We start from the raw sequence: 12,444 nt of genomic DNA, 5'->3' as shown, positions 1-12,444 counted from the left end.
CGCTGCGCCGCTTCCGGACTTGTCCTAGAGCGGGACCGAAAGTCCGACCTTCACCGGATCCATCGTCACGAAGGTGCGGAAGCGCTTGATGTTCGCATTGCCGAAGAACATGCGCCGGGTGAAGGCCTCGTAGTCGGCCATGGTCGGCACGATGACGACGAGCATGAAGTCGACGTCACCGGTGACATAGTAGCATTGCTGCACTTCGGGTGCCGCCGTGAATGCCGCCTTGGCCGCATCGAGCAGGGCGATCTGCTCGCTTTCGACCTCCACCTCCACCAGGATCGTCAGCGCCTGATTGACGCTGACCGGATCGATCAGCGCGACATTGGCGCGGATGACGCCGGTTTCTTCCATGCGCTTGATCCGCCGCTGGACGGCGGGCGCCGACAGATTGACCGCCTCGCCGATCTGGCGCTGCGGCGTCGTATTGTCCTTCTGCAGGATGGCGAGAATCGCAAGATCGAAGCGATCCAGTTCGACCTGTGGCTTTTTCGACGGTGCCATCCAGTGCCTTTCGGTTCCTGCTCTCCGGGCCCTGAAGGTGGAACCCCACGCCACGGCACCCCATTAACTTTACAAACTTGCATTCTCGACGGCCATTTAGAGCGCATTTCTCGGCAACGATGAAATAGATTTTCGTGGTCTACGGAGATTGCACCATGTTTCTCGCCAATTCCCATGCCGATTTCGGCCACTCGCTACTGCCCGCGGATGCCGACATGCTGTCGCTTGCCGCCGCCGCCCGTGTCGAGCAGCAGCTTGCGCGCCGCCCCGACCATCGGCCGACGCCGCTTCATGCCTTGCCCGCATTGGCGGACGAACTCGGTATTGCGGGCGTCTTCGTCAAGGACGAAGGCCAACGCCTGGGTCTCGGCAGTTTCAAGGCGCTTGGCGGTTCCTATGCGGTGATCCGGCTGGTGGTCGAGGAGGCGGAACGGCGTCTCGGTCGCAGCATCGATCTCGACGATCTCGACCGGCCAGAGGTTCGGGCAATTGCCGCCGCCCAGACCTTCGGCTGCGCCACCGATGGCAATCACGGCCGCTCGGTTGCCATGGGCGCCCGGCTTGTCGGCGCGAAAGCGGTGATCTTCGTGCACGGAGGCGTCAGCGAAACGCGCATCGAGGCGATCGCGGCCTATGGCGCGGAGATCGTCCGCGTTGCCGGGACCTACGACGATTCCGTCCGGGAGGCCGCGCGGGTCTGTGACGAAAATGGCTGGACCGTCGTCTCGGACACCACCTGGCCGGGCTACGAATACATTCCCGGCCTGGTGATGCAGGGCTACACGGCGCTGCTGAGCGAGGCGCTGCGGCAGATGGAAGAGCCTCCGACGCATGTGTTCGTGCAGGCGGGCGTTGGCGGCATTGCGGCGGCGACCGCGGGGCATCTGGCGCTACGTTATGGCGCAGAGCGTCCACGTTTCGTCGTCGTCGATCCGGCGCGCGCCGCCTGCCTCTACGAAAGCGCCAGAGCCGGACATCCGGTCAAGGTGGCGCATGGCGAGCCGACGATCATGGCGATGCTCGAATGCTACGAGCCGTCGCTTGTCGCCTGGCGTATCCTGTCGCGCGTCGCCGATGCCTTCATGACCGTCGACGAGGAGGATGCCGTTTCGGTGATGAACCGGCTTGCGCGGCCGACAGGCTCTGACCCGGCGATCGTGTCCGGCGAAAGCGGCGGCGTCGGCCTGGCCGGGCTGCTTTCGGTTGCCCGCGATCCAGCGCTGCGGGAAACGCTCGGACTGACCGCGCAGTCGCGCGTCTTCGTCATCAATACCGAGGGTGCGACGGACCCAGAGCGTTATGCTGCCTTGGTCGGCCTGTCGCCCGAGACCGTCGCCAACACATCGAACGAAAGAGGATGACCATGGCGGGAATGGATTTTGACCGGCTTGTGAAGGACATGACCGCCTGGCGCCGCGACGTGCACGCGCACCCGGAATTCGGTTTCGAGGAACAACGCACCTCATCCTTCGTTGCGGCAAAGCTCAGGGAATTCGGGCTCGACGAGGTGGTGGAAGGTGTCGGTGGTACCGGCGTTGTCGGTCGGCTGAAACGCGGCAGCGGCAACCGCGCCATAGCGCTTCGGGCCGACATGGATGCGCTGCGGATACCGGAACAGGGAGAGCTTCCCTATCGCTCGACGAAGCCCGGCACCATGCATGCCTGCGGCCATGACGGTCACACGGCCATGCTGCTTGGCGCCGCCAAGATGCTCGCCGAAGACGGCGGCTTCGATGGTACCGCATGCTTTATCTTCCAGCCGGCCGAGGAGTGGGGCAAGGGCGCGCTGGCGATGCTCGACGACGGACTGATGGAACGTTTTCCCTTCGACGAAATCTACGGCCTGCACAACATGCCGGGGCTGCCGGTCGGCCGTTTCGAAACCCGCGTCGGCGCCATCATGTCGGCGGAGGACAATTTCGAGATCGTGCTCAAAGGCGTCGGCGGGCACGCGGCGCGGCCGCACTGGGGTAACGAGACGCTGGTCGCCGCCTGCGCCACCGTCGTCAATCTGCAGACGATCGTGTCGCGCCGCCTCTCGCCGACGGATATCGGTGTCGTTTCGGTCACCGAGCTTTTGACCGACGGCACGCGCAACGCGCTGCCCGGTCTCGCCCGCATCCTCGGCGATGCCCGCAGCTTCCGCCCGGAGGTCAGCACCAGGATCGAAGCGGAGATGCGGGTGATCGCCAAGGGTACGGCGGATGCCTATGGCTGCGAGGTCGAGGTCAACTACACGCGCGAGTTCGTGCCACTGATCAATGACCCGGCCTTGACCGGCCACGCCTTTGCCGCAGCAGAAACGGTGTTCGGGACCGGGAATGTCGCAACGGCCGCCGAGCCGATGACCGGCTCGGAGGATTTCGCACGCTTCCTTGAGCACGTTCCGGGCTGCTTCGTCTTCATCGGCAATGGCGAGACATCGGCGCCGCTGCACAATCCGCGTTACGACTTCAACGACGACGCCCTGATCTTCGGCGCGCGTTATCACGCCGAGATTATCCGGCAGAGACTGGCGTTGGCTGATAGCCGGCCATGAACCAAAATCCGCATGAAAGCAGGAATAACATGTCATTTCCTTCCATCGACGCCGCGCGCCTCATCGGGCGCATCCGCGAGCTTGGCGAAATCGGTCGCGATGCAGAAGGGCGACTGACCCGGCTGGCCGGCTCCGACAACGACAAGGCCGGCCGCAACCGCCTCGTCGCCTGGATCGAGGCGGCGGGCCTCGATGTGGCCGTGGATCAGATTGGTAACATCTTCGGCATCTGGCGCAGCGAGGAAAACAGCGGCGAAGCGCCGATCATGCTCGGCTCGCACATCGATACGGTCATCAATGCCGGCATCTATGACGGATGTTACGGCGTACTCGCCGCGCTCGAAGTAATCGAGACGCTGAAGGACCGTGGCGTGACGCCGGCCCGACCGATCGTCGTTGCCGCCTTTACCAATGAGGAGGGCGTGCGTTTTGCGCCCGACATGCTCGGCTCGCTCGTCTATGCCGGCGGCCTGCCGCTGGACGCAGCGCTCGCGACCATCGGCACGGATGGCTCGTCGCTGGGCGAGGAACTCGAGCGGATTGGCTATGCCGGCAACATCGAGCCGGGGTTCCTCAAGCCCCACGCCTATGTCGAGCTTCATATCGAGCAGGGGCCGGTGCTGCAGCGCGAGGGCTTTTCGATCGGTGCCGTCGAGAACCTGCAGGGCATTTCCTGGCAGCGCGTGACGATCGATGGCGTCGCCAACCATGCCGGCACCACGCCGATGGCAATGCGTTCCGACGCCGGTCTCGCGGCCGCGCGTGTCGGCCTCTTCCTGCGCGAGCATATTGCCCGGTCGAACGCGCCGAGTGTCGCGACCATTGGCACCATGCGTTTCGAGCCCGACGCGATCAACGTCATCCCATCGCGTGCCGCCTTCACCGTCGATCTGCGCGATCCGGACGAGGATCGGCTGCAGGCGCTCGAAGCGGCGCTTGCGGACTTTCTGGTGCGCATCGGCGCGGAAGAGGGGGTAACGATCTCGGTCGAGCGGCTGGCACGCTTCCAGCCGGTCGCCTTCGATCAGGGCATCGTCGCAGCGGTCGAGGCTTCGGCGAAGGCGCGAGGCCTCAAGAGCCGGCGCATGACTTCGGGCGCCGGTCATGACGCCCAGATGATCGCCCGCATCGCGCCGACGGCGATGATCTTCGTTCCGAGCCGCGACGGCATCAGCCATAATCCGCGCGAACACACGGAGCCGGATGATCTGGTCGCCGGCGCCAACGTGCTGCTCGATGTGGTCGAGCGGATGGTGAGTGGTCGCTAGAGGGCTATAGGGCTATAGGGACGTTGCGCGTTCGTTGATCGAACGGGATCGATAGCGCGCCTCCCGCTGCTCCGGTATGCCAGGGCTTGGCCCAAGCATCCAGGCGCAGACGCTTCTATGTCCGCGATAAACAGCACACGGCATCCTTCGGCGCGACGAAGCAGACATCTCTTCAGGGCTCTGTTCTGGTGTGACCCGCGCTTTTGCGGGATCCCGCATCGCTCTTCTGCCGGGTGGAAGACTCTGGCCCGCTCCCCTCGGGAGGCTCTTCCGGTGTCCGGCGAAAAAGATTGAGGAAACTGCTGCCGCCGTACCATACGCTGCCGGTTGGTCCGTAATCCCGCCCGTCGCGCGAAGAGGATGAGTGGCGCTCGCTGTCTCCGCCGCTCAGGCCGCTTCCGTCGATGACGCCGCCTCCACCGCCAGCCCCGGTCCCGCCGGGCTCGCCGCCCACGCCGCTACCATCGCCGGAGCCCCAATCGCCGCCACCCTCTGTGCCGTTGCTTCCGCCGCTCCCGACGTTTTCGCTACCTTGGTCGCTGCCGCCCGCGGCACCTTCACCATTCGTGCCGCCGGCATCGGCGTCGTCCGCATGGGCAGCGGAAATCCAGGAAAGGCCCCCGGCAAAGCCCCGGTCACCGTTGAGGCGCGGCAGATCTCCGCCGAATGCTGCAAGGGCTCCTATGGACAAGGCCGTCAGTCTCAACAGGCATGTCCTCAAGTCATTCTCCTTGTGCAAACGGCGTTCTTGCGTCGTCCTGCAGGACTTTTGCGCGGGTACAGTTCGGCTGCCCGCCGCGAATGAATTTCGCCGACAGCGACTTTTGCGTGCGCCTTGCATATCGTTCAATCGATGTGGGGACAAGCAATTGGGGGGACGGGCGACACGGAGCGCAAGGTGCGGGCCTCTGGCGGCGGCCACGACATACAGATGATCGCCCTCATCGCTGAGGCGTCGCGAGAGGGACAGAGGACGTTGCATGTTTGTTGATTGAACGGGGTCGTTGGCGCGCCTCCCACCCTCCGTCATGCTCGGCTCAAGCCCAAGCATGACGGAGGAGGAGAGCCTTGGCGATCGCCGCTTCCGCTTCCGAGGCGGGAGGCGGAGCCCTGAGTGAACTGAAGGGGCCGTGACTGGCCCCTTCAACGAGTCTCTGTCGTCTACTCGGCCGCGCCAGCCGCCCCTTCCACCGGCATATAGAGGTCGCCGCCCTCGCGGTATTTCGCGGCCATTGCCTCCAGGCCTTCCTTCTGCGCTTCTGCGCGGATGTCGTGCGAGATCCGCATCGAGCAGAATTTCGGGCCGCACATGGAGCAGAAATGCGCGACCTTGTGCGCTTCCTTCGGCAGTGTCTCGTCGTGGAAGTTACGGGCCGTCTCCGGGTCGAGCGAGAGGTTGAACTGGTCCTCCCAGCGGAATTCGAAGCGCGCGCGCGATAGCGCGTCGTCGCGCACCTGGGCGGCCGGATGGCCCTTGGCGAGATCGGCGGCATGGGCGGCGATCTTGTAGGTGATGACGCCGACCTTGACGTCGTTGCGATCGGGAAGACCGAGATGCTCCTTCGGCGTGACGTAGCAGAGCATGGCGGTGCCGAACCAGCCGATCATCGCCGCGCCGATGCCCGACGTGATGTGGTCGTAGCCGGGCGCAATGTCCGTCGTCAGCGGTCCGAGTGTGTAGAACGGCGCCTCGCCGCAGACGGCGAGTTGCTTGTCCATGTTCTCCTTGATCTTGTGCATCGGCACGTGGCCGGGGCCTTCGATCATCACCTGACAATCCTTGGCCCAGGCGATCTTGGTGAGCTCGCCGAGCGTTTCGAGTTCGGCGAATTGTGCCGCGTCGTTGGCATCGGCGATCGAGCCGGGGCGCAGGCCGTCGCCGAGCGAGAAGGAGACGTCATAGGCGCGGCAGATGTCGCAGATTTCCTCGAAATGCTCGTAAAGGAAGCTCTCGCGATGGTGATGCAGACACCACTTGGCCATGATCGAGCCGCCGCGCGAAACGATGCCGGTGACGCGATCGACGGTGAGCGGGATGTAGTGCAGCCGGACGCCGGCATGGATGGTGAAATAGTCGACGCCCTGTTCAGCCTGTTCGATCAGCGTGTCGCGATAGACTTCCCAGGTGAGGTCCTCGGCAATGCCGTTGACCTTTTCCAGCGCCTGGTAAAGCGGCACGGTGCCGATCGGAACCGGTGAGTTGCGGATGATCCATTCGCGGATGTTGTGGATGTTGCGGCCGGTCGAAAGGTCCATGACGGTGTCGGCGCCCCAGCGCGTCGCCCAGACCATCTTTTCGACCTCTTCCGCCATCGACGAGGTGACGGCGGAGTTGCCGATATTGGCGTTGATCTTCACCAGAAAGTTCCGGCCGATGATCATCGGCTCGGATTCCGGGTGGTTGATGTTGGCAGGCAGGATCGCCCGGCCGCTGGCGATTTCCTGGCGCACGAATTCGGGTGTCACGTGATCGGGGATGTGGGCGCCGAAGCTTTCGCCGTCCCGGACCTTCGCACGCGCCGCGTCGCGGCCGAGATTTTCGCGGATCGCCACGAACTCCATTTCCGGCGTGATGATGCCGGCGCGGGCATAGGCAAGCTGGGTCACCGCGCGGCCGCCCGTGGCCTTCAGCGGCGCATGCTGGAACGGGAAGGTCGGTGTCAGCCTGTCGCCGCTCACAAAGCCGTTGTCCTCGGGGCGGACCACGCGTCCCTCATAGGTTTCGACATCGCCGCGGTCGACGATCCAGTTGCGGCGCAGCCGCGGCAGGCCGTCCTCGATGCGGATCTCGGCGTCGTCGGCGGTGTAGGCGCCGGAGGAATCATAGACCGTAACCGGTTGCTCGCCCGACGTCGGGTGGAGCGCAATCTCGCGCATCGGCACGCGGATATCCGGATGAAGCACGCCCGGCTTGTGGATCTTGCGGGAGGCGGGAAGCGGTCCTTGCGTGACCGTGAGGGCTGCGGGTTTGGTGGCAATATTCATGACAAGGCTCCAAGTTTGCAATTGGAGACCCAGTTCTGATGCCGGAAGGATGAAAGACGCTCCGCCAGATGCTGGACGCACGGAATCCTGGCTTCGATATCTGCACCGTCCCTACGCCAGTATGAACTGGATCAGGTTCAACGGGTCACTGCGCCACAGCCGGCAATCCGGCCATCCAGCAGAATCTCAGCCCCTTGCGGGACCCCCCTGGTGAATGCCTAGATCATAGCCATCGATCGGCCCGGGTCGTCAAGCGTGAATTCGCCTGCCGACAAAGATGCACCTATTGCATGTGTTTGCGGATTCGGATTTGACGCTAGCGGCCGGCCTTTTCCGGTGCGGCCCGCTCGGCGTAATCGGCACGGTTGATGCCGTGGCGCTGGAGCTTATCGTAGAAGGTCTTGCGCGGAATGCCGAGCGCCTCGATCGTCGCCTTGACGTCGCCGCGCTGAGCCCGCAACACCTCTTTCAGGATCTCCGCCTCGTAGCGTTCGAGCCGTTCCGGGAGCGCAAATCCAGACTGTTCGGCGGGCGCAATCGGCTGTCCCAGCGGACCTTCGACACCAAGCGCCACGCGTTCTGCAAAGTGCGAGAGCTCGCGCACATTGCCCGGCCAGGCATGCGTCATCAGATGTCTCTGCACGGCCGATGTGACCACAGGCGCGTCGCGCTTGAAGCGCTCGGCCGCCCGGGTCAGGAAGTGCGAGAAGAGCAGCGGGATATCGTCTCGGCGTTCGCGCAGCGGCGGGATCGACAGCGTTACGACATTCAATCTAAAGTAGAGGTCTTCCCGGAAATCGCCGCGCTGCGCCGGGTCGCCAAGATCGATTTTGGCAGCCGCGATGACGCGGATATCGACCGGACGAACCTGGTTGGTGCCAAGCGGCGTGATTTCGCGCGCTTCCAGAACGCGCAGCATCTTCACCTGAGTCGCCGGTGGCATCGCCTCGATCTCGTCGAGGAACAGCGTGCCGCCGCTCGCATGCTCGATCCGGCCGATGCGCTTCTTCAAGGCGCCGGTGAAGGCGCCCTGTTCGTGGCCGAAGAGTTCGCTTTCGATCACCGTTTCGGGCAGCGCCCCGCAATTCAGCGCCACGAAGTTGCCGTTGCGGCGTCGGCTCCAATTGTGGAGCAGCGTCGCCACCACCTCCTTGCCGCTGCCCGTCTCGCCGGCGACGAGCACGTCGACATCGGTATCGGCAATGTGCCGGATCGTCTGGCGCAAACGTTCCATGACCGGCGTCTGGCCGATCAGCGGCAGGTTGTCGCCGGCCGTCTCGGCGGCCCGTTTCAGCGCGCGGTTTTCCATCACGAGCCGGCGTTTTTCCAGCGCGCGATGCACGCTCTGCACCAGCCGGTCGGCGGCAAAGGGTTTGGGGATGAAGTCGTAGACGCCATCCTGCAGCGCCTGCACTGCCATCGGGATATCGCCATGGCCGGTCACCAGGATCACCGGCAGATCCGCGTCGAAAGCTTCGATGCGGCGGAAGAAGGCGAGGCCGTCGATGCCCGGCATGCGGATATCGCTGACGACGACGCCGTCGAAATTCGCATCCAGCGTCTTCAACGCTTCGGCAGCGCTGGCAAAAGGGGTAACGGCGAGGCCGGCGAGTTCCAGCGTCTGCGTCATCGCCTTGCGCAGATGGTTGTCGTCGTCGACGAGATAGACGGTCGGCTGCATCGCTCAGGCCCTCTTCAGGCGAACCGTGAAGACGGTGCCCCTGTCGCTGGTTTCGACGGTGATATCGCCGCCATAGTCGGCGACGATCTCCTTGGAGATGGCAAGGCCGAGGCCGAGCCCTTCATCCTTCGAGGTGTTGAACGGCGTGAACAGATCCTCGTGGATGTGCAGGGGAATGCCTGGGCCGTTATCGGCAACGACGAGCAAAACCGTCCCGGAGGGACCGTCCTCGCAGCGCACGCGGATCTCGGCGCCGCTGCGCGTGCCGAGCGCTTCCAGGGCATTTTGCAAAAGGTTGATCAGCACCTGCTCGAGCCGGATGCGGCTGCCGAGGACGCTGAGGCCATTTTCCGGCAGGTCGATGACGATCGCATCCATGCGGCCGGCAAAGCGGCTGCGCAGCAACATCATCGCCCCCTCGATCACGTCGCGCATGGGCGTCGGCTCGGCGACGAAGCGGCCCTTGCGAGCGAAGCTTCTGAGTTCGTCGGTGATGGTGCCGACCCGATCGGTCAGTTCGGCGATGCTGACAAGGTTCTCGACCGCGGTCTGCTGCTGGCCGCGTTCGAGGAAGGTGCGGGCGTTGTCGGCATAGGCGCGGATGGTCGCGACCGGCTGGTTGATCTCGTGGGCGACGCCGGCCGCCACCTGGCCAAGGATCGCCAGCCGGTTCGCCTGAACCAGTTCCTGCTGCACCGCCTGCAGCTTCTCGCCAGTACGCCGGTGGTCGGCGATCTCCGTTTCGAGATGATCGCGGGCAAGGCTGAGGTCATGTGTGCGCTCCGCCACGCGGGTCTCCAGCTCGTCGCGCGCGGCGCGATCGCGCGCAGACACCAGTGCCAGCGTCTGGCGGCGGCGCAGGAGGACCGCGGTAAAAGCGAGCAGCGGTGCGAGGAGGGCCAGGGCAATCAGCCGGGCCTCGCGGGTTGCCGCCGAGATCGCGCCATCGAGCGGTGCTAGCTGCTCCAGCCGCCAGCTGGTGGTCGGAACCATGGTTTCGACCCGGAGGAACCGACGTTCGCTTTCGCCCGGCAACAGTGCGCGCAACTCGCTGGAGCCATCGCTGGTCGGCTCGATGTCGCGGAAGGGCAGCGGCAGCAGCGAGGCATCGCCAAATTGCAGGCTGTCGCGGATGGCGGCGACGCGGTCGCGTGGAATTGTTCTGGTCGTCATGAAGCGCCAGGAGGGGAAGCTGGTGATCAGCACGATGCCGCGCCGGTCGGTGACGTAGACCGGCTTGCCGGAGGCGAGCCATTCGGCTTCCACATCGTCGAATTCGAGCTTGGCGACGACGACGCCGATCGGGCCGTCAGGACCCTGGACCCGACGCGAAATGTAGAGGCCCGGCCGCTTGCTGACGTTGCCCATGGCGAAATGCTCGGCCTTGCCGTCGCGCATCGCCATGCGGAAATATTCGCGGAAGGCATAGTCGTTGCCAACGAAACTCGTCGGCTCGCGCCAGTTGCTGGCAGCGACGGCGACGCCATCGGGGCCGATCACGTAGATGACAGCGGCGTCCGTGTTGGTCGCCAGCGCCTGCAGCTTCTCGTTCAGCCGTTGCAGCGCCTCTGTGCCGCGGGTCGAAAGGGCTGCCATCACCTCGACATCGTCGGCCAGCACCAGCGGCGTCGAGCGTTGGCGTTCGAGTACGGCGCGCAGCAGCGAGGCCTTCAGATTGGCATCGATCCGGCTTTGGGCATCGACAGTTTCGAGCGCCTGGCTTCGGCCGTACTCGCCGGCAAGCAGGAGCGCGGCGACAAGCAGCGCGACGGCAAGGCCGGCAAAGACCAGCCAGGTGCGGCGCATCGACTGGTCGAGATCTGCCAGATTGAGGGGGGCGGACAGGGCGTTGAACATGGCCCAATTGTGCATTTTTTCGCTCAGTCTTCCAGATGGCTTGTGCGGAAATCCGCTCAACTCTTTGTGCGCACCGAGCCGCCTGCACAAAACATCCTCATCAATTCAAAGGCTTGGTTCCTGCCGCGGCCAACTGGCACGACCGTTGCAAATGACATCCTCATGACAGCCCGCGCTGTCGCGCATCGGAAATTGACCCGGGAGGCCCGGCATGACGCCGGACTGGGTCCAGTGGAGGATCTCATGATTATCGAACAATCCGCGGAACCGCGCGGCAAGACACCTTTCTATCGCCATCTCTATGTCCAGGTTCTGGTGGCGATCGCCGCAGGCATCCTGCTCGGCCATTTCTATCCGTCGCTCGGCACCGAGCTGAAGCCGCTCGGCGACGCCTTCATCCGTCTCGTCAAGATGATCATCGCGCCGGTCATCTTCCTGACAGTCGCGACCGGCATCGCCGGCATGACCGATCTTGCCAAGGTCGGCCGCGTCGCCGGCAAGGCGATGATCTATTTCCTGACCTTCTCGACGCTCGCGCTGATCATCGGCCTGATCGTCGCCAATGTCGTCCAGCCGGGCGCCGGCATGCACATCGATCCGGCCTCGCTCGACGTCAAGGCGGTGACCACCTATGCCGAAAAGGCGCATGAGCAGACGATCACCGGCTTCCTGATGGGCATCATCCCGACGACGCTCGTCGGCGCCTTTGCCGATGGCGACATCCTGCAGGTGTTGTTCATCTCCGTGCTCTTCGGTCTGTCGCTTGCCATGGTCGGCAAGAAGGCAGAGCCCGTCGTCGACTTCCTGCACGCGCTGACGCTGCCGGTCTTCAAGCTCGTCGGCATCCTGATGAAGGCCGCCCCGATCGGCGCCTTTGGCGCGATGGCGTTTACCATCGGCAAATACGGCGTCGGCTCGATCGCCAACCTGGCGATGCTGATCGGCACCTTCTACATCACGTCCTTCCTCTTCGTGTTCGTCGTTCTTGGCGCGGTCGCCCGCTACAATGGCTTCTCGATCGTTGCGCTGATCCGTTACATCAAGGAAGAACTGCTCCTGGTGCTCGGCACGTCCTCGTCGGAAGCCGCTCTTCCGGGTCTGATGAGCAAGATGGAAAAGGCCGGCTGCAAGCGCTCGGTCGTTGGTCTGGTCATCCCGACCGGCTATTCCTTCAACCTCGACGGCACCAACATCTACATGACGCTGGCCGCGCTCTTCATCGCCCAGGCGATGGATATCCCGCTGTCGCTCGGCGATCAGGTGCTGCTGCTTCTCGTCGCGATGTTGAGCTCCAAGGGTGCTGCCGGCATCACCGGCGCCGGTTTCATCACGCTGGCTGCGACGCTTTCGGTCGTCCCGGCGGTGCCGGTCGCCGGCATGGCGCTGATCCTCGGCATCGACCGCTTCATGTCGGAATGCCGCGCGCTCACCAACTTCGTCGGCAATGCGGTCGCCACGATCGTCGTTGCGAAGTGGGAAGGCGAACTGGATGAAGCGCAGATGGCCGCGGTCCTTGGCGGCCGTGCGCCGGAGGCGCTGCCGCAGCCGGCCTTGCAGCCGGCGGAATGAGTTTGCCTCCCAAGGCATGACTGCAAAAAAGCAGTCCG

9 protein-coding genes and 1 riboswitch are annotated in these 12,444 nt (G+C 64.3%); of the genes, 4 read left to right on the top strand and 5 right to left on the bottom strand.

The window, feature by feature from the left end; genetic code table 11:
• Positions 1 to 24: 24 nt before the first annotated feature.
• Positions 25 to 507 carry an Lrp/AsnC family transcriptional regulator gene (locus tag FA04_RS26150; RefSeq protein ID WP_034805679.1) on the bottom strand — a complete coding sequence of 161 codons (483 nt, stop codon included), beginning with the start codon at positions 505 to 507 and terminating at the stop codon, positions 25 to 27.
• Between the two features lie 155 nt (positions 508 to 662).
• Here FA04_RS26150 and FA04_RS26145 point away from each other — a divergent pair, with 155 nt between their 5' ends.
• Genes FA04_RS26145 through FA04_RS26135 form a run of 3 tightly spaced genes read left to right on the top strand, consistent with a single transcriptional unit; the run spans position 663 to position 4,314 of the window.
• The gene (locus FA04_RS26145; RefSeq protein ID WP_034805682.1) at positions 663 to 1,868 is read left to right on the top strand and encodes a diaminopropionate ammonia-lyase; all 1,206 of its coding nucleotides are present in this window, start codon (positions 663 to 665) and stop codon (positions 1,866 to 1,868) included.
• Positions 1,869 to 1,870: 2 nt separating this feature from the next.
• Positions 1,871 to 3,046, top strand: coding sequence for a M20 aminoacylase family protein (locus tag FA04_RS26140; protein ID WP_034805685.1), 1,176 nt, complete (start codon positions 1,871 to 1,873; stop codon positions 3,044 to 3,046).
• A gap of 29 nt (positions 3,047 to 3,075) precedes the next feature.
• Complete coding sequence (locus tag FA04_RS26135) at positions 3,076 to 4,314, top strand: Zn-dependent hydrolase (protein ID WP_034805688.1); 1,239 nt, start codon at positions 3,076 to 3,078, stop codon at positions 4,312 to 4,314.
• A 172-nt stretch (positions 4,315 to 4,486) separates the two neighbouring features.
• Here FA04_RS26135 and FA04_RS36425 read toward each other — a convergent pair whose 3' ends face one another.
• The 4 genes from FA04_RS36425 to FA04_RS26115 all read right to left on the bottom strand — a co-directional run bounded on the left by FA04_RS36425 (position 4,487) and on the right by FA04_RS26115 (position 10,852).
• Positions 4,487 to 5,005 carry a hypothetical protein gene (locus FA04_RS36425; protein WP_156553071.1) on the bottom strand — a complete coding sequence of 173 codons (519 nt, stop codon included), beginning with the start codon at positions 5,003 to 5,005 and terminating at the stop codon, positions 4,487 to 4,489.
• Positions 5,006 to 5,475: 470 nt separating this feature from the next.
• Positions 5,476 to 7,299 (bottom strand): phosphomethylpyrimidine synthase ThiC, encoded by a 1,824-nt coding sequence (thiC, locus tag FA04_RS26125; protein WP_034805694.1) that lies wholly within the window; start codon positions 7,297 to 7,299, stop codon positions 5,476 to 5,478.
• 90 nt (positions 7,300 to 7,389) lie between these two features.
• Positions 7,390 to 7,518: riboswitch (TPP riboswitch) on the bottom strand.
• 97 nt (positions 7,519 to 7,615) lie between these two features.
• Positions 7,616 to 8,980, bottom strand: coding sequence for a sigma-54-dependent transcriptional regulator (locus FA04_RS26120; RefSeq protein WP_034805697.1), 1,365 nt, complete (start codon positions 8,978 to 8,980; stop codon positions 7,616 to 7,618).
• 3 nt (positions 8,981 to 8,983) lie between these two features.
• Positions 8,984 to 10,852, bottom strand: a complete 1,869-nt coding sequence (locus tag FA04_RS26115; protein ID WP_034805700.1) for a sensor histidine kinase — start codon at positions 10,850 to 10,852, stop codon at positions 8,984 to 8,986.
• A 228-nt stretch (positions 10,853 to 11,080) separates the two neighbouring features.
• Here FA04_RS26115 and FA04_RS26110 point away from each other — a divergent pair, with 228 nt between their 5' ends.
• Positions 11,081 to 12,406, top strand: a complete 1,326-nt coding sequence (locus tag FA04_RS26110; RefSeq protein ID WP_034805703.1) for a dicarboxylate/amino acid:cation symporter — start codon at positions 11,081 to 11,083, stop codon at positions 12,404 to 12,406.
• The last annotated feature ends 38 nt before the right edge of the window (positions 12,407 to 12,444 follow it).

The sequence above is a fragment of the Ensifer adhaerens genome, from assembly GCF_000697965.2.
GTDB classification, from domain to species: domain Bacteria; phylum Pseudomonadota; class Alphaproteobacteria; order Rhizobiales; family Rhizobiaceae; genus Ensifer; species Ensifer adhaerens.
The sequence above is the reverse complement of the archived record's forward strand: the minus strand, read 5'-3'. Positions and strand labels throughout refer to the sequence as shown.

Bases quoted from the DNA above. Each gene is read 5' to 3' on its own strand.
- FA04_RS26150 (WP_034805679.1), bottom strand. From the start codon at position 507: ATGGCACCGTCGAAAAAGCCACAGGTCGAACTGGATCGCTTCGATCTT.
- FA04_RS26145 (WP_034805682.1), top strand. From the start codon at position 663: ATGTTTCTCGCCAATTCCCATGCCGATTTCGGCCACTCGCTACTGCCC.
- FA04_RS26140 (WP_034805685.1), top strand. From the start codon at position 1,871: ATGGCGGGAATGGATTTTGACCGGCTTGTGAAGGACATGACCGCCTGG.
- FA04_RS26135 (WP_034805688.1), top strand. From the start codon at position 3,076: ATGTCATTTCCTTCCATCGACGCCGCGCGCCTCATCGGGCGCATCCGC.
- thiC (WP_034805694.1), bottom strand. From the start codon at position 7,299: ATGAATATTGCCACCAAACCCGCAGCCCTCACGGTCACGCAAGGACCG.
- FA04_RS26120 (WP_034805697.1), bottom strand. From the start codon at position 8,980: ATGCAGCCGACCGTCTATCTCGTCGACGACGACAACCATCTGCGCAAG.
- FA04_RS26115 (WP_034805700.1), bottom strand. From the start codon at position 10,852: ATGCACAATTGGGCCATGTTCAACGCCCTGTCCGCCCCCCTCAATCTG.
- FA04_RS26110 (WP_034805703.1), top strand. From the start codon at position 11,081: ATGATTATCGAACAATCCGCGGAACCGCGCGGCAAGACACCTTTCTAT.